This window comes from Niallia taxi, from assembly GCF_032818155.1.
GTDB classification, from domain to species: Bacteria; Bacillota; Bacilli; order Bacillales; family Cytobacillaceae; genus Niallia; species Niallia taxi_A.
The window spans coordinates 2,252,710-2,276,526 of record NZ_CP102589.1 but is presented as its reverse complement, the minus strand read 5'-3'; the positions used below and the strand labels follow the sequence as shown (position 1 = coordinate 2,276,526).

The following is a 23,817-nucleotide window of genomic DNA, read 5'->3' as shown; positions in this document are numbered from 1 at the left end:
CAAGGTATACATATGAAATCATTTTAATGCTAATCTCTAATGGAAAAATACTTTTAAATTCCTCACATTTGTTCACACCTTATTCGGGAGACAGTACTTTTTAGTACTGTCTTTTTTAGTTGTTTAGTATTTATGTTACCTAACTTTATTGGTTTTAATAGATTTAAATGCCTCAAAACCCTAGTTTTTGTTAGTGACATAAAGTACAAAGCGAGAAATTATTTTAACAGAATGTTCAATCTTTACTAAATGAAATTATGTTACGCTTAAATTGAATAAATATTAAAATATTTATTCAAAAAAAAAAAAAAAGATTGGAGAGTTGTAGATGAAATTGAAGTATAATAGTTTGAAAAAAATAGGAATTCTAACTTTATCGGTAGCTATGTTGACGGGGAATTTTTTACCGACTGTAGGTCATGCTCAAGTAGAACCAGTAAGTACTGAAACTGTCACTGTCACTGAAAATACAATGGTTGATGAGTTGATGGACAAATCATTGGAAATAGAAAACTATATTCAGCTAAGTAGTAATGGTAATTTAACCTTAGATAGAGGCGCAAGTAGAATTCTGAATACTGCTGAAGTACAAGCATTGCAAAATTCTATTAATTTATTAAATCAGGCCAAAGATAGAGGAGAAATTAGTTTTACAGCAGATCGTTCTTTTGAAATTAATCAACAAGGAAATCCAATTAAAGGTGAGAGAGGTTTAACCTGGACATCCTATTCATTTTCAATGAGTAAATCTACAGCTGACAAGCTTGTAAAAACTTTAAAAAAGTCTAATGATAATTGGACGTTAGCATCTATATTATTAGGAGGAATTTCAGCATCAGTACCAAATCCAACTACGATTGCAGCAGCGTCAGCTGCTGCACTTATGGCATATGGTACATCTAAAGCGGCTAATTGACTTTCAGGTAAGGTAAGTTCTAAAGGTAGTACGGTGAAAATACAATGGTTGCCAGTTCCTAAAATTACAGCTTCTAAAAGATAAGGGGTAATGTTCCTTTGGCTATTATTCAGATATTGGTGTTTCTGCTTGTCTTTTTAGTCATAAATCTATTATCAAAGCACCTTTGGAGTAAAAATAGTTTAAATACTTCCTATATATTTATGTTTATTATAGGAGCCATAATTTTGTTTTTTTCTGACAAGCCAACTAATTCTCATGAGTTTTTAAGGGCTAATTTCCTTGGTTTATTGCTTGTTGTAACTTCTCTTTTTAGTTTATTAAGAATCCGTATTAAAGAATCAAAATAGTAATAAGAAATAATAGCTGAATCATAATAAGTAGGAATGATTGCTACTAAGACATTTTTAGTAAGTTTATTGAGGAGTGTTCACTTAATAAACCTGGTACCTGTAGTAGGACGCTTGGGAAATTGTTTCCAACTACAGGTACCAGTTTATATTTTGTTGACATTATAATCGAACGAGGTGATATATTATCTAGAGTCTGCTCCACTAACCTGTAACAAATAAAGCCTGTCATATTAGTCTGATGAAATAACACTGTAAATACTGAGTTTTTAATTATTTAACTTTCATCTTATTTTTCTACAAACATAAATCATCTCGTAACTGTCATTTGTGATTGGTGTCTCATTCCAATCACTATATAGGTGTAGAATTTCAAACCCAAAAGCGAATAAAAGTCTTTCCATCTCTTGTGGAAATACATATCTCAGGCTAATATCAGTCCTTTTTTCTTTAATAATTTCTCCCGCATTATTTTTGTATTTTCTGATAGTTGTATAGTGTTGAATTTGTTTTAGAGAGTCATATTCACTAATCGTAAACAGATCAACAGTATTAAAAGTTTCATTATCCGTATATGATCTCCAATACTCCTCTGTACTTGGTTGTAGCAATTCTTCAACACTAGGAAACCGTGTATTGAAAATGAATAAACCTTCAACCTCTAAAGACTTATTTATAGAAGTGAGTAATCCATCTTGTGATTCGTTTGTTAGGAAATGTTGAAAAGAGTTTCCAACACTATAAACTAAATTACTCTTTATACATAAATCTAATTGTGTACAGTCTTGTTCTATCCAACGTATATGTAAATTAAGATTGGCTGCCTTCTTTTTAGCGTGAGCTAACATACCCTCATTAATATCTACTCCTACAAGATTATATCCATTTTTCGCCAGAGGAATCGTTACTCTACCAGTACCACAAGCAATATCAATTATCGGACCTTGTTTTTTAGTTGCCCATTTTAGTATAAATGGTATCTCAGGGATAAATGATTCATTTTCTTTGTCGTATAAAGTAGGATCATCATATTCTTGCGAATTATTTATATTCATTTTCTCTCCTTTGTCTAATATTAAGACGTGTATCTTATTGTGATGTTGTAAGATTTGAAATTTTCTTTGAATTAATTAGCCGTTATAGCCCCTTTAAAGAAATATATTTTCAGGACGTAGGCCATTTTAATTAATAATCATTTTGTTTTATTAGGAATTCGAAACACTTCAACAACCCTTTAATTACGGGAATATTTAAGGGGAATGAGTTCACTGATCATAATTTTTACTAACTCGCCATTTAATTCAAGCAATACAAAACAATCAGGTGCATAGTCTGCAATTAACTCACGACACATACCACACGGACTTACCACCTTTATCCTTCTATCTACTTCATCAGAGTAAGGATGTCTGACAGCAACAATCGTGTCAAAATATTTCTGTCCATTTGAAATTGCACTACCGATAGCAATTGCTTCTGCACATACGGTCACTCGCCCAATATATGCTTCAATATGTACGGCAGAAGTAATCTCTCCAGATTTCGTACGAATGGCAGCTCCCACATGATGTTTATCGTCTTCGTAAAGCATTGTTATTTTCTTTGTAGCTATTTCTACTAATTCAATATCTTGTTTAGTTACATTAAAAGTCTTCATATAAGCTCCTCTTTCTAAAAAAACTCCTCATCATAGCTTTGCTGATTCTTCTTTCTTGAAGATACCCACTAATAACATTCCAAGCCCTATAATAAAGATAATAGGGAAAATATATAACATTATTAAAGCAGCCCATCCGTTAGCGGCAATAACTGCATAACTTAAACCAATTGCAAATGAAAGAAACGGTGAAATTGCAAACATTAAAACAATTCCCCAGACAATGTATTTTCTTTTTTTTGTTCTTTCCATGCTATAATGCAAACCTAATACTATTCCTAAAATCGGAACTCCAAACCCTATTATAAATGGCAGCATTACCACATTCCCCCTGAATCTAATATTTATTTTTTTACTATTCCTATGTAGATATTCTCCATAAATAGGAAATTACCTTTTCCTACTCTTCTGACATGTTTGGGCTAAAGATTGTACTGTGCTTAATTCAGCTTACGCCCCAAAATAAAGTTGATGGGAAGCTGTTGATCGAGTGCCGTTCAATAACTTTTAAAAACCCAAGTTTTTCTCTACTTCTTCACTTGTTTTTGGCAATGCCATTCCCTTTTTCCAAATTAAAATCTTATCATTTGGTGTGCCGTAATATATTGTTTTTATTTCCATTCCACGGTAATCTTCCTGGTCTTTAATATCTATAAAATCATATCCTTTTTCTAATCCATATGGAGGCTGTACATCTGCTTTTTCCTTAATAATCGGGCGTAATGGAGTCACAAAAAGATTCCCTTCGCTATCCACATCATATATTATTGTGTTTAAACTATACCCATCGTTTATCTCAGCATAAAAAATAATTTTGCCATCTTTCATTTCACTTACCTCACTAATTTCCACTACATCTGTAGATACACTGATAATTTTCCATTCGAATAAACCAACATATCCTAAAATAATTATGCTTATTAATAAAGCACTTAGTATTCCACCTTTTATAAAAGACTTCAACCGTTTTCTTCTCCATGAAGCAGATATATTCTTTAGGACATTTGCATCCTTCCTATTTTCAACAATCGTTTTTTCTGGAACATGAATTTCATCTCGGAGTTTCTCTAATTCCATTTTACAGTTATGACACTCCTGAAGATGTTCTTCTACCATTTTTTTGCTATCATCACTACATACATTGTCGTAATACAACGGGAGTATATCTTTAATTATTTCACAAGATATTTTTCTTCCTTTGTTCATTCCTACTCCTCCTTTAACAAGTCCCGAATCTTACGTTTAGCTCGGTGAAAGGTGACTCTCGCCCAGCTTTCCGTTTTCTCAAAAATTTCACTTATTTCTTTAAAAGAAAGCTCACCAAATACTCTTAAGGTAAAAACTTCTTTATAAGGTTCTTCTAAGTGATGCAAGACCTTATGCAAGCGAAAATTATCTTCTTTTCTTAGTATCATTTCTTCCATACTCTTCTGGCTTACTTGTTCAGGTATTTCATTTGTATCAAACTTTTTTTGCTTGTCGAGATACGTAAAGTATGTATTTTTAGCTATTTGACAAAGCCAAACACTAAGTTTGCAATTTCCTTTAAATGTATCTATGTTTTTTAAAGCCTTGAAAAATGTTTCTTGAGTTATTTCTTCTGCAATCTTTTCGTTACGACTTAGCAATAATACAAAAGAATAAACTTCTCGAAAATATTGATTGTAAATATGCTCAAACTCTGTCACTTTCTACCTCCTTTCATAAGTAAGACTAAGTAAGATATGATTCGTTACAAAGTTTGCAAAAAAAAATGACAATTGATTTGGCCTTCCTTTAGAATAAATCAATTGTTTTACCTTAATGAGTAACAACGTCATATATAAAGGTGAAATTCCAATACTTTGGCACAAGAAAAGGATTCCTCAATTATTATGGAATCCCTTGTCGGATTAATCGTCAAAAAAATTATTTGTACACCCAATAATAAAAGCTAATACTGGGAAGAGAATAGCCATCTATCTTTAATTTGACGGTTTTTATAAAGTGTAAATCTTACTGTCTCCTCTACTAACTACAAATTTAATCAAGAGTAGTTAGAGAAGCTATCGTCATAATGATTAATACAAAAGAAACCGTGAGCCATATGGTATTATTAGTTGTATTTTCTTCATACTTTATTTTCTTTAACAATGACACAAGCGTTAAACTAAAAACAATGCAATAAATAGGTAGTAAGTAAAAGCTAAAAATAGCAAACACTTCAATAATAATAATCACCCTTTTTCATGCTAAGTTAAATAGCGGCATAACGATGATATCTTTACACCTGTTTTATTTATAGTGAGTTATCACAAATTTCTTTTCCCGAAAAGACATAGAAAAACAGGAACATAATTCCCTAAATAAAACCTATCTAAATTGTATGTTGTCTCCTTTTTCCAGTTCTATTTTACAGGAACATGCCTTATTTGTTAAAATCGTTAGTCTATCTGCCAAGCCTTTTTTAACAACTGAATTCCCATATCTATCTGTGTTTCCGATAAACCTCCGAATCCCAATAACACACTCGAATTAACGTTGATACCATTTTCATAATAAACAGATAAAGGATATACTTTTACTCCTTCTTTTAATGCTCTATCTACAAGCTCCTTTTCTTGCCAGCTTTTATCTGCCTCAAGTATGAGGTGAAGACCTGATTTTTCTCCTATTACTCTCACTTTATTATTCAGATGCTTATTAATGGAATCCATTAGGAAAAAATGCTTTTTGCGATAGAGCGTTCTCATTTTATTTAAATGACTTTGCCAATAACCCTCTTTCATAAAACGATATAACGTATCTTGATGAAGGCGAGAGACTGTTTGTTTATACAGCAATAGATTTTCTTGATATTTTTTCAGTAATCTTGGCGGAAGCACCATATAACTAATTCGAATAGATGGTATTAATGCTTTAGAGAATGTCCCCATATAGATTACATTTCCTAATTTATCTAGCCCTTGTAAAGACGGAATTGGCTTACCCTCATAACGATATTCACCATCATAGTCATCTTCAATAATATAGCCGTCTTTAGACTCGGCCCATTTTAACAATTCAAGCCTGCGGTTTAGAGGCATAATCATTCCAATTGGAAACTGATGCGATGGTGTGACATATACTACAGAAGCTCCAGTATTTTTTAATTGCTCCATATTAATACCATCTTTATCTAAGGGGATTGCTATAGTAGCTTTTCCCAAATCTTGCAGGAGTTTTTTGGTACGATGAAATCCAGGATTCTCTAATCCGTATAAATTATCCTTATCGATTAATAAGGAAAGTATTGTTATTAGAACCTGCGTACCAGCTCCAATTACAATCTGTTCCGGAAAACATTTAACACCTCTAGACATAAATAAATATTTAGCTATTTCTTCCCTTAACAATAACTCACCTTGAGGGTTCCCTATATTTAATAGCTCACCTTGATCCTCATATAATGATTGAATAGATAAGTTTTTCCACACGGAATAAGGGAAATGTTCTAAATCCACTCTGCCTGAATTAAAATCAAACTCAATATTTATACTTTTTTCACAACTAGGTAACTGGCTTTTTTCATTGTTAATGAATGCATGGGGTAGTTCGTCCTCTAATACTTTTATATACAGTCCTTTTCGAAGTATACTTTCCACAAGCCCTTCTGATATCAATTGCTCATATGCATTTTGGATTGTATTTATACTAAGCCCTAAATGATCAGCTAATTTTCTTTTAGAGGGTAATTTCTCTCCTGGTTTTATCCTTTTTGAATAGATTTCTTGTTTTATGTAGTTGGATAATTGTATATAGAGTGGAGATTTATGTTCACTTTCTAATAAAGGTGTAATTTCAATCATATTTTTCCCTCCACACTAACTGGTTCCTTTAACTTTGCTTAATCTGATACTTTTGATTATATCAGGTTATGTTTTAATATTAGTAAAAATCATAAAGGGGCTAGGAACATGACACATCAATCATATGAAATTAGAGAATTAGAAAACGAACAAGAATGGATTAAAGCCTTCTCCATAATGAAACAATTAAGAACTCAGCTAGATGAGGATAGTTATCTAGAATTAGTTAAGGAAGCAACGCAAAAGGAAAATTACAAAATGGCTGCTTTATTTATTAATAGTAAGATGATTGCTGTAACAGGCTTTATGCCTATGATAACTCTGTATAATGGCAGGTTTACGTGGGTTTGCGATTTAGTCACTGATAATTCCTATCGTTCAAAAGGATACGGAGAAGCCCTTATTGAGTATGTTCAGAATTGGTCAAAGGAAAATGGTTTTGATATCGTCTCTCTCTCTTCCGGATTACAACGCAAAGATGCTCACCGCTTTTATGAGCAAAAAATGGGATACAATAAAACTAGTTATGTATATTTGAAAAAAGTATAAAAAATGAAAAAGTCTTCTTCATTGAAGTCTTTTTCATACATTAAAAACTCCCTTTTACAACTCCCAAATTAGCAGTATTTGCTCATTAAATGCATGTGAACACGTATTTAGCAGATTGATAGATTGATAATAAGAATTATTCTTCAATTAATCTTAAGTTTAATAGGCAAATTACGTTGATAAATTAGCAACGTAATTTGCCTATTTTAATTCATTAACTCTAAGAAAGCTATCTTTAAATGAAGGATCTTTTATCTTGTGGAATGGACAAAACGATTTTTCCTAGGTTTTCTCCCTTTTCCAATCTCACTAGTGCCTCGGTTGCTTCCTCCAGTGAAAAAGTTTTGTCCAAAATAGGGCGAATCTCGTGTTTTTCCACGAACTTGACCATATCAGCAAAATCCTGTGAACTCCCCATTGTTGAGCCTATCACTGAAATTTCTTTTACAGTCATACTTGGCAAAAGGAGATTTGGTACTGGTCCTCTTGTCGCTCCGAAGCTAACGATTCGGCTTCCAATCTTACCAATTGACACCAGTGTTGTAAATACTTCCCCGCCAATACTGTCGATGGATAGATCAATGCCGCCAGTTAATTTCTGCAATTCCTCTGACCAATTATCTAATGTGTAGTTGACTCCTCCGGTTGCACCAAAGCTTTTTGCTTTTTCGATTTTTTCTTCTTTGCTGGATGTTACATAAACATGTGCACCGAGTGCGGATGCAAACTGAACGAGAAAGGTTGCTACTCCTCCGCCTACTCCAGGGATCAGCACGGTTTCACCTTTCTTTACTCCACCCTTTGTTACGAGAGCACGGTAGGCGGTCAAACCAGCAAGCGGGAGCGCTGCCGCTTCTTCCCAAGATAAATGGGAAGGTTTTGAATAAACATTTTCTGCTGGCACCTTCACATATTGGGCATAGGTTCCGTCAGTAGGATTTCCAAGAATGGAGAAATCAGCTCGTTTTTGGTTCCTGTCATTGCCCCAATTAAGACCGGGATTGATAATCACTTCATCCCCGTTTCTGACATTATTAACTTCATCACCAACTGCAATTACTACTCCTGCACCATCGGAGCCGGGAATAGCAGGCAACTGCATACCAGGATACCGCCCTTGTACGACCATCAAATCTCGTCGATTAAGAGCTGCAGCTCGTAATTGAACCACGACTTCTTTCGAACCGGGATTAGGTGTTTCTTTCTCTTCCAGCTTCAGCTTGTTTGCTTCTCTTAATATCATTGCTTTCATATGAATTGACCCATTCCTTTCTTCTTTAGCTCTAGTTATAAAATTTTCGTGTCTATCTTTGCAATTGCGTTCGAAAGTCTTTTTGTGTGTAGACTTCGTTCATTTATTAACATACAAGCTTCGGGTAACACGAAGTCAATATTTTTTAATAGTTTTTTCCCCTTACTCATGCAAGGATTTACAAATTAGTTCTTCAACGTACTATTAAACATATCACCTTCGATTAACACGAAGTCAATAAATTAATTTATTAAAAAGTGATAAATAGGAGTGTAGATGTACAATGTAAGGGAGTGTTAAACTAATTGATCTAACGGAACACACCGTTCTTTTCTATACTGACTATCCCCCAGGTACCACCTATCTTGAAAATTATTATTATTTTACTATTCCACAACAAAAGCCAATATTCCATGCAAAGCTCTGTACCATAAAAAAAGGACTTTCCTAACCTAAAGAAAGCCTGTTAATTACAATAACGGAGGGTTAATGATTGCCCTTTTTTTAAAAATAATACATACGTCCACCCCCCTTTTTTATAATTAACATCTAATATAGAAGGTTGTACCATTTTTATTTAAAAAATTCACATTTCTTAGTAAGGGGAAAAACAGATGAAATTAGAAGAAATTAAGGGTCAATATGACGCTATCTTTAGTCTGGGTGAGAATTGTATTCCTGCTTTAAAATTAAGAAAGTTTAACTTAAGGCAAATAGCGGGTCCTTTTGATTGGGTAGGAACACCAAAACTTAAGAATGTAAGCGCTTTAATAAGTGCCGATTTTCCTAATTTTTTAAACGCAAGTAATTTAATAGTTCCACAGTACGCATCTGAAGAAGATGTCCTTGTTGTTGATTCCGTAAATCACATATCCTTTAATCACGACTTTAAAACAGATGTTAATACATTAACTAATCTTCCCAGCTTGCCACAAGTACAAGAAAAGTATTCCATCCGCATCAATCGGTTTATCGATACACTAACCGCCTCACAGCATTTACTATTTATTAGAACGAATGCTACAATAACGGACATATCGGAGTTAGAAAGAATATTGTCTCAAAATGTTAAAAATCAATATTCTATCCTTGTAGTTAACCATACATCTGTCAATGAATTACTAGAAGTAGATTGGAATATAAATAATGTCTGTTCTATTGAGTTGCCAAATGAAGACATTTGGGAAGGAAATGACGGTTGGTGGGAAAGTATTTTTCAAGGGATAACCTTAGCTTAAATACCCTTCCAAAATATGCTGCTGGAAATTTCATTAACTAGGAAGTTTTTCGTAGTATCCTCCATATTACCCAAACAAAAGTAACACCTTTTACTTTTATTTATTAAGTAATCTAGGACAGCAAAAAGCATCACTGCATAGAAGAGTAGAAAACATTCATATAAAAGAAGGAGGCTGGGACATAAGTATGTGCATACGCATAAAAAAACGAACTATTTAATTAACAGCAATTAAATAGTTCATTTTTTACGTTTTTAGTTTTAATACTATAATTAAAAAGCTTAGTGGAATGGAGCGAAGGTTACTCGACTACTAAGGGAAATAGAGGACGCTTTAGACCCCGCGGAAAGCGAGAGGACGAGCGCGCAATGAAACGAACTAATTTTATAGTTACAAGCTTCAAATTTAGATGTAGTTTTATTATTCGTGTTTAGAAGGTTATCTTTTGTTTTGTCCCAGCCTCGCTTTTAATATAAATGGTACATGATTCTTTAGATATAACAACACCTCCAAACTTGTTGGCAAGTAGGAGGTGTATATTACTCGTTAATTAGTATGGATAATTATTTTTATTTTTCCAATCTTTATAGAAGTTTTGCAATGTACCATGTATACCGTATAATGCTAATAATATTAAATAAAGCATCATAACAGTAGCAATTTCTCTTGTGAAAAATGCAATCACAGCTATCAAAAGGATTGAAAAAGTATGTAGTAATTTGTTGTTCATAGATGACCTCAGTATATATATATATTTAATCCTGTTTATTTTAACATAATAAGTCTGAAATTTTAATTTTTCTAATATATTATTTTTTTATCTGTTGAAACTATTAATGATATAAAGCAATATATGATTTGTTTAAAAGAATACGTATTTTTTTATTAAAAAGACTATGAATAGCATTACTCTACTAAGCTAGTACCAAAAGCAAAAAAAAGCATTAATCCTCTTTCTGGATTAATGCTCCAGGTTGTGAAAAATAATTATATAAAAAATATAGATGATATGAACATTTTTTTCAGTTGTTCATTTAAGTAACGCATTTTCAAATTGTTATAAATCAATTCAAGGAGGAATCTTTATCGTTCCTTTATTTTGCCACAAAGTTCTAGGGTATTACTCACCTACCAAACCGTCATTATCAGCATCGTGCATATAGGGGTATAACCAATGATCCCTCGTTATTGGCATACTGTAACCTGCTTCTTTTGCTTCTTTAATTGTCACCTGTCCATTACCGTTTGTATCAACACTAGAAATATCATCGTTTGTGTTTGAACTAGTTGAATCACGTGACTCGCTGCCTGTTAGACCAAGTGATGCGTTTACTTCATCAGGGTTCACATTATCGAATTTATCAACAATCTCTTTCCCCATTAAAGTATAGGTATATTGATAACTTGATGGAATCTGTGTTTTCGTATCCGGATATGTGATAATTGCCTCGAAATTAGTGGCTCCACCTGCCTTACGAATCGCGTCTTCCATATAAGCCTGATCACCATGCCGGTTAAGAGTACTATCTTGTGGAGTAATATTGTATGCATTTGATACTCCTCCAAGGGAGTCAGCAATGATATGTCCTTCATCTAAAACATCACTTTCTACACCAGGAACCTTTGCCTCATCAGGGTAGTATCTGCCAGAAGCTAATACTGGTTCGTTATTGTCATCTTGTAAAATAATTTCATCAGCAATGACACGAACTAGTTGTCCGTATTCATTAGTAAATGCCCAATATTCACGGGTCCCATAACCAATGTCAACGACTACATTAGATTCACGATTTCCAGACAAATCACCACCATCAACTTCAATAAGTTTGTAATCTGAGAAAAGGTCCTTATTAGGTTTGGTTGATGTTTCCTTTTCTACTGTATCATCAGTCGCCGTTGTGACCGTTTCTTCTTTTCCACTATTTTTATTTGCATTGTCTGTGGCTACTTCTTGTAAATCTGTTTCTTTAATGGATGCATCTTCTACATTACTACAACCAACAATAAAGATGGTCGTTAAAAGTAAGATTAAATAGTTCAGTTTCTTTTTCAATTCAGGACTCTCCTATAATAATTTCAAATTTGCCGCTCTAAAAATTTCTGATTCATTTTAGAACATACCGAAAACACCTAATTCACTTTTCAAATAGGTATGAACTGGCATATTCACCTTGGTAATAGGCTAAATTATCAGGTACATATGAAAAAAAAAAAGGCATATTCTTCATAATTCTGATCCAATTAACCGTGTTATAGCATTCCTATATGTTTCTCATAAGAATTGTGTTCTTTCTATGTGAGAAAATTAAGCCTACAGAAGCTATAAAAAAATTACTCACATTAGGAATTTATAGATTTGAACTTAAATAACTTAAATATATTATACCTTTAAATTAGCATAAAACCTTATTACACTTCCTGCCAATTTAGTAACATAAGAACAGTGATTCTGAAAAAAAGAGGCCATCCCTTTTTTGGACAGCCCCCTTTCCGCCAATTATAATTTTCTAGTAGAGCTCGATATTATTATATCGGTCATTTCTAAGAAGGTATCACCAAAATCAATTGGCTTTCAGTCATTCAAAACTATGAGAATACGGCAATTTTGCGTGCGATAGATTCTGTTAAACGAGATGCTACTTTTGGAACAGCCAATTTAATAATTGGTGTTAACACCGCACCAGATAATCCGCCTGCATGGATTTCCACCGTACAAGTCATCATTGTTTTACCATTAACATCTTCAGCAGTAAAGCGACCGCTCCCTGTAAAATTATCTGATAGACCTTTTAGATCAAATTTAATATTTGAAGGTTCATTCCATTCGGTAATATCTACCTGTGCTTGTATTGTTTTTTTAATACCTTTCAAACTACCTTCAAATGTCCAAACCGATTGCTTGTCATTTAAAATTTCATGTTCTTTATAGGCTGGTACTGCCGTTGCCCATTTTTCAAGATCACTGACATAATCCCAAACTGCTTGTACATCTACTGGAACTACTACACTATGCGTTCCCGTTGCCATTATGATCCCCACCTTCACTATGTATGAATTTGTAACTTTAGATTTCTACAAATTAATTATTACATAAACAAGCAAAAACTTACACTATTAGTTTTACAACACTTTCTTTCTCCTAATCACCCAATTATTCGTAAAATCAAATTTTTCGTAACTTCCACGAACTCATAAACTGGGCTAATCTTTTAAATCTACTTTAATGGCAGTTGAATATATGTTTCTGACGCATTTGTAGCAATAAGACGACTGCATTCCTCGTTCGGTCGATAGCATTTTTTTGACAAATTAGCTACATCCTTGAAACTAAAATTATAAGTATTTTTAATACTTTTCTTATATGTATACTGAAACTATCCTGCCGCGATTGTTACTAAGAAACACAGACTTAGACTATAAAGAGTCACAGTATATCGATATTTAAATATTAATGTTCATTGGTTTTTTTGAAATTTGTATTCTGATGAGCCCAGTCATAAAGCCAAATCCCAAAATAATTATAGCTATAAGATTATTGGATAATTTTTCACGGAGAAGTAGAAACAGTATTACTGAAATTACTATTACTGCGCAAAGTATCCCTACATCAATTATTTTCATCTTATCACCTGTCTATCATAAAAATTTCTATACAATAATTATACGTTATCTGTCTTATAAAGTTTCAATTAAGTAACTACTTTGAACTAACCTGCCTAGTTAGTACCATAAATAGTGTCTGTAACACCTTATGTTTTGAAACCATTAGAAACCCCATCTTGGAAAAAATGGTTGTTATTTTAATTTTTTCTAAACTGTCCGTTTGAGACATAAGAAAAGGATTCCTAATTATCATGGAATCCCTCATTTTATCAAAACAAATACGGGAACATTAGAACCGTTCCCTTGCTTCACCTTTCCTAACAATAGTCCCTAAAATAACCTCTATTATCCCAACTAGAAAAAAGAATGTCTGCATCCAATTCATCCAGCCAATCCAATATATTTGTACGGAAATCCAAATAATCATTGCAAAGCCTAATACAATCGTTACTATTCCTGATAAAGCATGCCTTTTGAAAGATAAAATGGCACCAGAGAAACTGCCAAGCCCATTTATGATGAATAATATAATTCCTGGAATTAAAAAGCTTTGAAATGGAGAGTCCGCTAACAGCTCAACCGACATTCCTAACGTGCTACCATTTGGCTTAAAAACTAATCCTATGCCCGCAGCCACGGCAGATATTCCTACAAGCAATAGTAATGTACCAATCCAATTATAAAATCCATTTCTTTTCTTCCTCATCGTTTCACATCTCCTTTCTATGTAAATTCTATGTGAGTACATGGAAGTAAAATCCTCTCCCTTTATTTTACTATCAAGAGACTGTAACAAATTTGTATATATTGTGAATTAAAGTTTCTTACTTTGTGAAATGTAAATTCTTTATCACGTCAAAACAGCAAAACTTTTCGAAACATTATTTATGTCGCAATCAAGACTTGGTGCAACATGGTCATTGTTTCACTACATATGAATATACATAGTATCGACCTAAAACTAACTTGAGGTGGATATAAAAAATGGATAAAAGAGTCCAATTCGACTTTGAAATTGATTTCACCAATGGCGGAGGTATACAGGGACAGGGTTTCCGTCTTGACATTAATGGTGAGGACATTTCTGATGGTGATTTAGCGAAGTATATCGTAGAAGATATGAGGTTGCTAATGGTTGGGAAAGTCCGGATATTCAACAAAAAAATAATTAATGAAAAACACAAGCGAAATAAGAATCAGCTGCCATAAAAAGAATTCAGCTTCTTCCATTAACATGTCATGTCCAGCAAATAGCACGCTGTCAGCAACCTCTTAGTTAGACTAGAATAAAAATAAAATAGAGGAGGACATGTTTTATGTCCTCCCACACTTGTTATCTAGTAAATGCTGCTGGTACTCCGCCGTCGACTGTAATCATGCAGCCTGTTGTTTTCTCTGCTTTTGAGGAAGCGAAGTAACTGATTGCTTCTGCTATGTCTTTTGGATAGATGTTGACAAGCAATGTTGTGCGTTTGCGGTAATGATCTTCTAATTGGTCTGGTTCTATGCCGTATGCTGCTGCTCTCTCTTCGCGCCATCTTGATCCCCAAATGGCAGAGCCTTGCAGCACAGCATCTGGCAGGACAGAGTTTACGCGGATTCCAAATTCTCCGCCTTCTGCTGCGATGCAGCGGGCAAGATGTGTTTCCATCGCTTTAACAGCACTGTATGCTGCGGCGTTTTTGCCTGCATAAACAGAGTTTTTCGAGCCGATGAACACCATGCTTCCGCCAAGTGCCTGTTCCTTCATCTGTTTAAATGCTTCTCTTGCAACAAGGAAATAGCCTGTTCCAAGTACATTCATGTTTAAGTTCCACTCTTGTAAGGTTGTTTCATCAAACGGACTGGATGTCGCTAATCCAGCATTGTTGACAATGATGTCGACACCGCCGAAAGTAAGTGCAGTTTTTTTGTATGCCTCTTGAACTGCTTGTTCACTTGTAACATCCATCTTAACTGCAAGCGCACGCTCTTCCCCATACAGTTCGTTTATTTCTGCAGCAATTTTTTCAGCACCCTCTAAATTCAAGTCTGCCAACACTACATGTGCGCCTTCTGATGCTAACAGTCTGCAAGTCTCGCTGCCGATTCCGCCTGCTCCACCAGTTACAAAGGCTACTTTTCTTGAAAACTCTGCCTCTTTTGGAGCAAGTGACAATTTGTAAAGCTCTAATGGCCAGTATTCTACATTAAATGATTCATTTTCATTTAATGAAACAAATTCTCCTAATGCTGTTGCGCCTTTCATTACTGCAATTGCTCGATGGTAAAGGGCACCGCTAACTTTGGACATGGCCACATTTTTGCCTGTATTAATCATTCCGATGCCTGGAATTAAGATAACACGCGGAGCTGTTTCGAATATTTGGTCGCCTTCGTTTTTATTTCGGTCAAAATAGGCAATATAGGCTTGTTTAAATGCAGCAATCCCTTTTTTCACTTCTTCTTTTAACAGCGCAATATCTTTTGTTGATGGGTCCCATTCCACATACAGCGGAACCATCTTCGTATGAACTAAGTGATCAGGACATGCTGCTCCTACTTGTGATAAGCTCTTTGCATCGTGACTGTTCACAAACTCAAGGACATCTTCTCCTCTGTCGTAAGTCAAAAGCATCTTTTTCTCTTCACTGACAGCACCGCGAATAACTGGCATGATTACCGCAAGAATTTCTTCTGCGTCTGCATTGCTTAAGGCTTCATATTTAGCGCTGCCGAATACTTGATTAGTTTCTATCTTCCTATTAATATAGGACTCTGCTTCATTAATAATCGCAATTGTTTTTTCATAGCTTTCCTTTGCTGTATCTCCCCAGACAACAAGACCATGCTTCTCCATCAACACTAATTCTGCATTGGGATTATTTTTCACACCTTCTGCGATCATTTTAGATAATGTAAAGCCAGGACGAATGTACGGTACCCACACAAAACGGTTTCCATATATTTCTTCTGCGATTTGCTTGCCATTATCAGCACAGCACAGACTGATAATCGCATCAGGATGTGTGTGATCGACATGTTTAAATGGCAGGAATGCATGTAATAATGTTTCAATTGATGCACGAGGATGCTTGCTGTCAATCATGCAATGAGACAAGTATTCTACCATTTCCTCATCAGGCATTTCGGCTTTTTCCAAAAGCGGGCGGATGTCGTCAAGATTCAAGCCTGTGAAGTTATGCGCTTTCATCGTTGCTAAATCTGAACCGCTTCCCTTCACCCACATCACTTCTACATCACGTCCTCTAAAATCCTTAACTGTCGTCTTCATAGAAGTGTTTCCACCGCCCCAGTTGCAGACAGCACGGTCTGTGCCGATTAAATTAGAACGGTATACTAGCTCATCCAAACCTTGTGCTAATTTTGCTGCCTGTTCTTCCTGCCATAAACTTTTCACCATTTTTGTTTTCCTCCGTTTATCTTTAATTATGTTTGTTTTTTCTGTTTTTATTATAACTTATGTTTGTTTATTTTGTATATATTTTTGTTTTTGTTTTTATTTAGTTTTATTTATTTGTCTTTTACAAGGATATATGTGGCTTTAATTGGTCCGTGGACACCGACAATAAGATTAAGCTCTATATCGGCACTATTGCTTGGTCCTGTAATGAAATCAATGCAGCTTGCAATCTCTTGTCCCTCTGAAACTAGCTTAGAAATAGCAGTTGCTGCCTGCGTCATTCGTGGCACTATCGTGCTTTGTGGTACAATCGCAATAAATGTTTTCGGAAGCAAGCTAACAGATCTGCCTTTATTGCGATTACTAAAAAGCAGCACAGTACCAGATTCCGCTAACGTCATATCACTAATTGTGATACCGACATCAGCCTGTTCTGCTGCTTCTATATTCTCTGCTGTTTTTGTATGATCCCAAATATAACTGCTTATTCCATCCTCTTCCCATTTTTTGCGCATCTCCACATTAAAGCCATACTCTAAAAAGCGGGAGTCATCATATGTAATGACTGTTTTCAGCTGTTCACTTTTCAGGATATTTGCCATTGTGTCTGTTACCTCGTTTGCTTGCACTTCTAAAAATTGCGTATGAATAACCTCACACTGTTTTTTCAGCACTGCAGCCAACTCATATTGATTTGCGTCCTTTAAGACATTCCACTGTGGTTTATGCTTCCAGACAGGTTTTGTGGTTGCAGTTTTTCTCGTCCGCTGCAGCTTATGTGCGACATGGTCCAAAAATGAATCTCTGTTCATAATATTACCGGCCATTTTACTGCTCCTCCTGCTGTTGTTTTTGTTTATACCAATCTCTGAATCTTTGTTTGCTTGGGGCTGGCAAATCACGCGTATCTGTCCATAGCTTTACAGGTCCTGGACCGCTTTTAATACTGTTATCCTTTGTAATTGGCTTTAAGACTGCAGGTGCTGACTTTGTGCCTGCCTTATAGACACTTGGGTGCTTTACGGCAAACTCATACCCTTTCATTGCCAGCTTTTCAGCCATTGGTGCTTTCTTCTCATCCTCGACGATTTTCCGGCGGTGCTTAATCAGCAATTCATGGAGCGGAATCTTGACAGGGCAAGCATCTGTACATGCAGCACATAGAGAAGAGGCATATGGCAGCTCTTTATAGTCATCATAACCGCCTAGTAATGGTGTCAGCACTGCACCAATTGGACCAGGATAAATCGAACCATATGAATGACCGCCAATATGACGATAAACTGGACATACATTAATGCACGCGGCACATCTTATACAATGAAGTGCACTTTGAAACTCTGTTCCAAGAATATTGGATCTTCCATTATCGACAATCACCAAGTGAAATTCCTCTGGACCATCCACATCAAAAGCTTCTTTTGGACCAGTTAATCCAGTGATATAGCTTGTGAGCTTTTGCCCGACAGAGCTGCGGCATAGCAGACTGACAAGAACATCGAGCTCCTCCCACGAAGGCACAATTCGTTCCATTCCCATAACCGTAATTTGTGTTTTGGGAAGCGCCGTAACTAGGCCTGCATTTCCTTCATTTGTGACAAGGCAAACTGTTCCCGCATCAGCTACCGCAAAATTGCAGCCTGTTATGCCTAAATCAGCTGAAAGGAATTCCTGTCTGAGCTGTTCTCTTGCAAATAGAGCTAATTCTTCTGGCACCTCTGTTTTTTGATAGCCTTTCTTTTCTTTGAATGTGTCGCGGATTTGTTCTTTATTTTTATGCAGTGCAGGTACAACAATATGGGAGGGTGGATCATGATCATCAAGCTGGAGAATATATTCGCCTAAGTCTGTTTCAATTACTTCACAGCCCGCTGATTCAAGCGTTTCATTCAAATTGATTTCCTCTGTCACCATTGACTTTGATTTGACGATTTTTTTGGCTTGCTTTTTTTCGACAACATTTTTGATGTACTCTGTTGCTTCCTCTTTCGTTTTTGCGAAAAACACATGGCCGCCTCGTTTCGCTGTGTTTTCACTAAGTTGTTGTAAATAATAGTCCAGATTATCAAGTGTGTGTGTGCGGATTTCCTCACCAAGCTTACGCCACTCTTCCCAATCACCTAATTCTTCAACAGCAGCAAGGCGCTTTCCTTGCATTCTCTCTTGTGCGGATGTAACAGCAGATCTCATAAAGTTATCTTCTAATCCATCGTTAACTCTTTCAAAAAATGGCTGATCACCTATTTTCATCGGCATGCTTTTTCACCTCACTATTCAGTACTTCTGCAATATGCATCACTTTAATTGGTTTGTTTTGTCTATTAATATAGCCGGCAATATTCATCAAGCAGCCGCAATCGGCCCCGATTAGGACATCTGCATTTGCAGCTTCAATGGAGTCGACCTTTTCTTGAACCATCTGCTCGGAAATTGGTCCCATCTTAACAGAAAATGTTCCTCCGAAACCGCAGCAGTTTTCACTGTTTGGCAAGCTGTTAACCTGTAAGCCATCCACATGTGAAAGCAGCTTTAAAGGTGCATCCTTAACTCCAAGCAGCCTTGTCATATGGCAGGAGCGATGGTATGTGGCACACGCAGGCAAACTTGCCTGTACATCCTCGACTTTTAACACGTCAACAATAAACTGGGTCAGTTCATACGATTTGGCCGCAAGCTTCTCGGCCTTTTCTTGCCATGCCCTCTCTTCCATAAAAAGATGGGGATATTCATGGAGCATCGCAACACAGGAGCCAGAAGGAGCGACCACATAATCTGACTGCTCAAATGTCTTAATCATATGCTTGGCTACCTCTTTTGTTTCTTTATGATAGCCACTGTTATAGGAAACTTGACCACAGCATGTTTGCTGCTCTGGAAAATCAACCTCGCAGCCTAGTCTTTCCAATAGCTCTACAGAACTTTTGCCAACATTGGCATAAAACATATCTGCTAAACAAGTTATAAATAATGAAACTTTCATATTTACCTCCTAAAAAACCTCTTCTTGTAAGCCTTTTCTTGATTCTTTTTCTATTATACTACCAATATTTTGTTTTTTCATCTGTTTTTATTTGTTTTTCTGTATATTTATTTGTATTTATTTTTGGATAACTTTATTTTTGTTTGTTTTAGTAACTAACTGTAATTTAGATATAAAAAAACCTGCAAACAGTTTGTTTGCAGGTTAGACATTTTCTTATAGTGTTTTTTCCCATTCTGCGACTTCGCTGCGCACGATTGGCGCTACTTCCTTACCGAGCAATTCAATTGCTTTCATCACATCTTCATGCGGCATACTGCCGACAGGTACATGCAGCATAAATCTTGTAACACCTACATGCTTGCGAAGGTGGATAATTTTGTCTGCAACAGTACGAGGATCTCCAACATATAGAGCACCTTCAAAGCTTCTTGCTGCATCAAAGCTTGCTCTGCTGTAGTGGCCCCAGCCTCTTTCCTTGCCAAGAACATTCATGGCCTGTTGTGTGGATGGGAAGAATTTGTCTGCTGCAGTTTCTGTTGTTTCTGCGACAAACCCATGCGAATGTGATGCAACAGCAAGCTTGGCAGGATCATGACCAGCCTGAGCTGCCGCTCTTTTATACAGCTGTACAAGTGGTGCGAATTGGACAGGGCTTCCGCCAATAATCGCTAAACAAAGCGGAAGTCCAAGAATTCCTGCACGCACAGCAGATTCAGCGTTACCGCCGCTCCCTATCCAGATTGGTAATGGATCTTGAACAGGGCGAGGATAAATCCCCCTGTTATTGATGGAAGGACGATGCTTCCCGCTCCATGTTACCATTTCAGAAGCCTGCAGCTTCAATAGCAAATCCAGCTTTTCGTCAAAAAGCTCATCATAATCTTGTAAATCATTGCCGAACAATGGGAAAGACTCAATAAATGAACCTCTGCCTGCCATAATTTCCGCTCTTCCGTTTGAAATCCCATCGAGTGTGGAGAAATCCTGATAAACTCTGACAGGATCTGCTGAAGACAAAACGGTAACTGCACTTGTCAGTCTGATTCTGTCTGTTTGTGAAGCTGCTGCAGCAAGGATAACAGCTGGTGAAGATGCGGCATAATCTTTCCGGTGATGCTCACCAACACCAAATATGTCAAGACCTACCTTATCAGCTAAAACAATCTCCTCGACAACTTCTCTTATTCTTTGAGAATGCGGAGCCGTTTTGCCTGTATTTACATCAGGTGTCGTTTCCACAAATGTACTAATTCCAATTTCCATCATATTGCCTCCAAATTTCACTTTTTTCGCAAATTATTTTCTTTCCTATATAAACAATAGTATATCATGAATTCAACTATTTTGACTTAAAGATATTTTTTCACTAAAAAAATAGTAAAATTTCTACTGTAAAAGGGGTGTTTTCATAAGAAGTTATCCTTTTGCGAACGATAATGAAGGTACTTCCTTATCTTTACCTAAATTGGACTATTTAATATGTTCCCCAATTGATAAGATAAATGTAAAAAAACATGAATGAGGAATGATTATTTCGTGAAAAGCATCGATCACCTTTTTTTCGACTATTCCAGTGAACGGCATTTAACAAACACTGAGAAGGAAATCCTTTTGTTTCTTATCAGAAAAAAATTGGAAAACCAAACCTTAAGCATCCGGCTTGCTGCAAATGAACTGTTTGTATCGACAACAACCATCATACGCCTTTGTAAAAAGCTCGGTTTCAGCGGCTATAGTGAATTTATTTATCATTTAAACTTGAAGGCATCGAAGCTTGTTGAGGACGATGCTGAATACATAGAGGACATCCACCAGCCTTTGATTGAGGCTGTCGAAACATTTAAACAGCATTTTGAACAAACGTTTGATTCATTAAATGAACAAAGCATCGAGCGTTTTATACAGAAAATCAAAGAAAATAACATGATTTATTTTTATGGAGCTGGTTTTTCGACGTTATTCGCAAACTACCTTTCGAAGAAATTCGAGCTATTCGGCTATTATGTATCAAACTCTTCTACTAGTGACAGCAGAGCGATATTTTTAAACAATATTGAAAAATACCGGCTGCTAATCGTCTTTTCCCGCTCTGGGAATACGCAGAAGGTTTTGGAAAAGGTTCAGCTAGCAAATGACAGAGGCTTGACGACCATTCTGTTCACAGGAAACAGTAAAAGTGCGACAGCAGAGGCTGCAGACATTGTGTTCACTGTGCTTGATCCAACGATAGAATCGCAGCATGAATTTGAAATAACTTCTTATGAATCTAATATGTTTATGCTTATCGACCTACTATTAGCATTGGCTGTCAAAAAAGGAATCATAACAGAATATTAACTAATTCTTCTGTAACATGTTACATGTTTGAAAGACAAAGTACAGATGGCGTGAATCCCCTTTCAAAGGAGGGCAGCCGCCATTATACTTTAACTATAAATTGATAACGCTTTCGCACAAAAAGGAGGATCATATATGAAAAAAGTGGTTAATGGTCTCCAAGCCTTTGGAAAATCATTGTTCGCACCAATATTGCTATTACCGATCATCGGACTTTTTATCGCTTTCGGTAATGTTTTCGGTAACGGAAATCTAGCTCAATACGTTCCGTTTCTCGAAATTCCCATCATTCAAAATACAGGAAAATTCATTTCTGCTTCTGCCGTTTCCATCCTGCAGAACCTGGCATTAATATTTGCTGTTGGAATACCAATCGGCCTTGCCAAAAAGGATAAAGGCTATGCAGCCTTAACAGGGCTTGTCACCTTCATTATCTTTATCAATGCGATGCATCAGGTGTTGGAACTTGCCGGCCGGATTGTACCTGCTGAGGCTATGCAGCTTTCAGGACAAGCAATGGTTTTGAATGTGCAAGTTCTTGAAATGGGTGTTTTCTCTGGTATCATGCTCGGTGCACTTGTTGGTATTTTGCACAACAAATTTTGTGACATCGAATTTAAAGGCGTTTTTGCCATCTACTCTGGTCATCGCTTTGTCGCTATTCTCGCCATTCCAAGCGCAATGATATTAGGTGCGTTAGCAGCAGAGTTTTGGCCAATTGCCCAAAATGGGATTACTGCATTGGCAACAGGCATCAAAAATCTTGGTGTGTTTGGTCTGCTAGTCTATGGATTTTTAGAAAGAATCCTAATTCCGACAGGTCTTCATCATCTTGTTTACACACCGTTTCTTTATACAGAGCTTGGCGGTGTTGCCCATATTGGCTCTGAAATCATTTACGGTGCAAGAAACATTTACTTTGCTGAGATGGCTGATCCTGCTATTAAAGTATTAAGCGATACAGTTAACTGGGATGCCCGGGGCTTAAGTAAAATGTTCGGATTAATGGGTGCTGCACTTGCGATGTATGTGACAGCAGACAAAAAGAAAAAGAAAATGGCAAAGGCTATTCTTTTCCCAGCTGCATTCACTTCCTTTTTATTAGGTGTAACAGAACCGCTTGAGTTCGCCTTTTTATTCACAGCACCATTACTGTTTGTAGTACATGCGATTCTGACAGGTACTGGAATGATGCTGCTGAGTATATTCGGTGTACATGCAATCGGCGCAAATGGCTTTATCGACTTCCTGCTGTACAATCTCCCACTTGGGACAACGAAGTCTAACTGGCCAATGTTCATTGTAGTCGGTTTATTAATGGCAGCGTTATACTTCATTATCTTCCGCTTTTTAATCTTGAAACTGAACTTAAAAACACCAGGACGAGAAGATGAAGCAGCTGCAGAAACAAATTCACAAGAAAACACAGCCGCGCAGAAAGTCATTCCGAACGGCCCTCCTGCTGAATTAGGTGCCACCATTATTGGAGCACTTGGAGGCAGTGACAATATTGAAAATGTAGACAATTGCTATACAAGATTGCGGTTAATCTTAAAGGATCCAAATGCTGTTAATGAACAGGTTTTAAAGGAAACAGGCTCCAAAGGAATTATTAAATCAGGCAACAATGTGCAAGTTGTATATGGATTAAATGTAAAAAGTGTTCGTGATCAAGTAGACCAACAATTAGGAGGAATATAAG

General features: G+C 36.1%; 21 protein-coding genes. 6 read left to right on the top strand and 15 right to left on the bottom strand.

All coding sequences use genetic code 11. The features are described from left to right. Positions 1–328: 328 nt before the first annotated feature. Entirely contained in the window at positions 329–916 is a 588-nt protein-coding gene (locus tag NQZ71_RS11290; RefSeq protein ID WP_317010622.1) for a hypothetical protein, read from the top strand. Between the two features lie 634 nt (positions 917–1,550). Here the strand turns inward: NQZ71_RS11290 and NQZ71_RS11285 are convergent. The 6 genes from NQZ71_RS11285 to pdxR form a co-directional block, all read right to left on the bottom strand. Beyond that, positions 1,551–2,321 (bottom strand): class I SAM-dependent methyltransferase, encoded by a 771-nt coding sequence (locus tag NQZ71_RS11285; protein ID WP_275007683.1) that lies wholly within the window; start codon positions 2,319–2,321, stop codon positions 1,551–1,553. Positions 2,322–2,500: 179 nt separating this feature from the next. After that, positions 2,501–2,923: a cytidine deaminase gene (locus tag NQZ71_RS11280; RefSeq protein ID WP_144455643.1), complete on the bottom strand. Its 423-nt coding sequence runs from the start codon at positions 2,921–2,923 to the stop codon at positions 2,501–2,503. Between the two features lie 30 nt (positions 2,924–2,953). Then, complete coding sequence (locus NQZ71_RS11275) at positions 2,954–3,241, bottom strand: hypothetical protein (protein ID WP_275007684.1); 288 nt, start codon at positions 3,239–3,241, stop codon at positions 2,954–2,956. 189 nt (positions 3,242–3,430) lie between these two features. Next, on the bottom strand, positions 3,431–4,129 hold the full coding sequence (locus tag NQZ71_RS11270) for a zf-HC2 domain-containing protein (protein ID WP_275007685.1): 699 nt from the start codon (positions 4,127–4,129) through the stop codon (positions 3,431–3,433). Positions 4,130–4,131: 2 nt separating this feature from the next. Continuing rightward, positions 4,132–4,611 carry an RNA polymerase sigma factor gene (locus tag NQZ71_RS11265; RefSeq protein ID WP_275007686.1) on the bottom strand — a complete coding sequence of 160 codons (480 nt, stop codon included), beginning with the start codon at positions 4,609–4,611 and terminating at the stop codon, positions 4,132–4,134. A 735-nt stretch (positions 4,612–5,346) separates the two neighbouring features. Next, the gene (pdxR, locus tag NQZ71_RS11260) at positions 5,347–6,750 is read right to left on the bottom strand and encodes a MocR-like pyridoxine biosynthesis transcription factor PdxR (protein ID WP_317010621.1); all 1,404 of its coding nucleotides are present in this window, start codon (positions 6,748–6,750) and stop codon (positions 5,347–5,349) included. A gap of 108 nt (positions 6,751–6,858) precedes the next feature. Here pdxR and NQZ71_RS11255 point away from each other — a divergent pair, with 108 nt between their 5' ends. Continuing rightward, positions 6,859–7,299, top strand: a complete 441-nt coding sequence (locus tag NQZ71_RS11255; protein ID WP_275007688.1) for a GNAT family N-acetyltransferase — start codon at positions 6,859–6,861, stop codon at positions 7,297–7,299. Between the two features lie 235 nt (positions 7,300–7,534). On the opposite strand, the gene NQZ71_RS11250 is transcribed toward NQZ71_RS11255, so the two are convergent. Continuing rightward, positions 7,535–8,551, bottom strand: coding sequence for a quinone oxidoreductase family protein (locus NQZ71_RS11250; protein WP_317010620.1), 1,017 nt, complete (start codon positions 8,549–8,551; stop codon positions 7,535–7,537). Between the two features lie 614 nt (positions 8,552–9,165). Between NQZ71_RS11250 and NQZ71_RS11245 the strand changes: the two genes are divergently transcribed. Further along, positions 9,166–9,789, top strand: coding sequence for a DUF1796 family putative cysteine peptidase (locus NQZ71_RS11245; protein WP_317010619.1), 624 nt, complete (start codon positions 9,166–9,168; stop codon positions 9,787–9,789). 1,120 nt (positions 9,790–10,909) lie between these two features. Here the strand turns inward: NQZ71_RS11245 and NQZ71_RS11240 are convergent. From NQZ71_RS11240 to NQZ71_RS11230, 3 genes are all read right to left on the bottom strand, one after another. After that, positions 10,910–11,842 carry a DNA/RNA non-specific endonuclease gene (locus NQZ71_RS11240; protein WP_275007691.1) on the bottom strand — a complete coding sequence of 311 codons (933 nt, stop codon included), beginning with the start codon at positions 11,840–11,842 and terminating at the stop codon, positions 10,910–10,912. A gap of 533 nt (positions 11,843–12,375) precedes the next feature. Further along, a complete protein-coding gene (locus tag NQZ71_RS11235; RefSeq protein ID WP_275007692.1) occupies positions 12,376–12,816 on the bottom strand; it encodes an SRPBCC family protein in 441 nt (146 codons plus the stop codon). A gap of 865 nt (positions 12,817–13,681) precedes the next feature. Next, complete coding sequence (locus tag NQZ71_RS11230) at positions 13,682–14,098, bottom strand: hypothetical protein (RefSeq protein WP_144455625.1); 417 nt, start codon at positions 14,096–14,098, stop codon at positions 13,682–13,684. 278 nt (positions 14,099–14,376) lie between these two features. Between NQZ71_RS11230 and NQZ71_RS11225 the strand changes: the two genes are divergently transcribed. Continuing rightward, positions 14,377–14,601: a cyclase gene (locus NQZ71_RS11225; protein WP_144455623.1), complete on the top strand. Its 225-nt coding sequence runs from the start codon at positions 14,377–14,379 to the stop codon at positions 14,599–14,601. Between the two features lie 124 nt (positions 14,602–14,725). Here the strand turns inward: NQZ71_RS11225 and NQZ71_RS11220 are convergent, their stop codons facing one another. The 5 genes from NQZ71_RS11220 to NQZ71_RS11200 form a co-directional block, all read right to left on the bottom strand. Then, complete coding sequence (locus NQZ71_RS11220) at positions 14,726–16,795, bottom strand: bifunctional aldolase/short-chain dehydrogenase (protein WP_394374106.1); 2,070 nt, start codon at positions 16,793–16,795, stop codon at positions 14,726–14,728. Positions 16,796–16,905: 110 nt separating this feature from the next. Next, the gene (locus NQZ71_RS11215) at positions 16,906–17,622 is read right to left on the bottom strand and encodes a LutC/YkgG family protein (RefSeq protein WP_144455619.1); all 717 of its coding nucleotides are present in this window, start codon (positions 17,620–17,622) and stop codon (positions 16,906–16,908) included. Position 17,623: 1 nt separating this feature from the next. Next, the gene (locus NQZ71_RS11210) at positions 17,624–19,051 is read right to left on the bottom strand and encodes a LutB/LldF family L-lactate oxidation iron-sulfur protein (protein WP_144455617.1); all 1,428 of its coding nucleotides are present in this window, start codon (positions 19,049–19,051) and stop codon (positions 17,624–17,626) included. Further along, positions 19,032–19,775 (bottom strand): (Fe-S)-binding protein, encoded by a 744-nt coding sequence (locus tag NQZ71_RS11205; protein WP_317010617.1) that lies wholly within the window; start codon positions 19,773–19,775, stop codon positions 19,032–19,034. The genes NQZ71_RS11210 and NQZ71_RS11205 overlap by 20 nt, the downstream gene beginning before the upstream one ends. 216 nt (positions 19,776–19,991) lie before the next feature. Continuing rightward, positions 19,992–21,041, bottom strand: a complete 1,050-nt coding sequence (locus NQZ71_RS11200; RefSeq protein ID WP_144455952.1) for an LLM class flavin-dependent oxidoreductase — start codon at positions 21,039–21,041, stop codon at positions 19,992–19,994. Positions 21,042–21,296: 255 nt separating this feature from the next. Here NQZ71_RS11200 and NQZ71_RS11195 point away from each other — a divergent pair, with 255 nt between their 5' ends. Both NQZ71_RS11195 and NQZ71_RS11190 read left to right on the top strand, forming a co-directional pair. Further along, positions 21,297–22,115 (top strand): MurR/RpiR family transcriptional regulator, encoded by an 819-nt coding sequence (locus NQZ71_RS11195; protein ID WP_260053950.1) that lies wholly within the window; start codon positions 21,297–21,299, stop codon positions 22,113–22,115. A 135-nt stretch (positions 22,116–22,250) separates the two neighbouring features. Beyond that, positions 22,251–23,816: a PTS transporter subunit EIIC gene (locus NQZ71_RS11190; RefSeq protein WP_144455611.1), complete on the top strand. Its 1,566-nt coding sequence runs from the start codon at positions 22,251–22,253 to the stop codon at positions 23,814–23,816. Position 23,817: the final 1 nt, after the last annotated feature.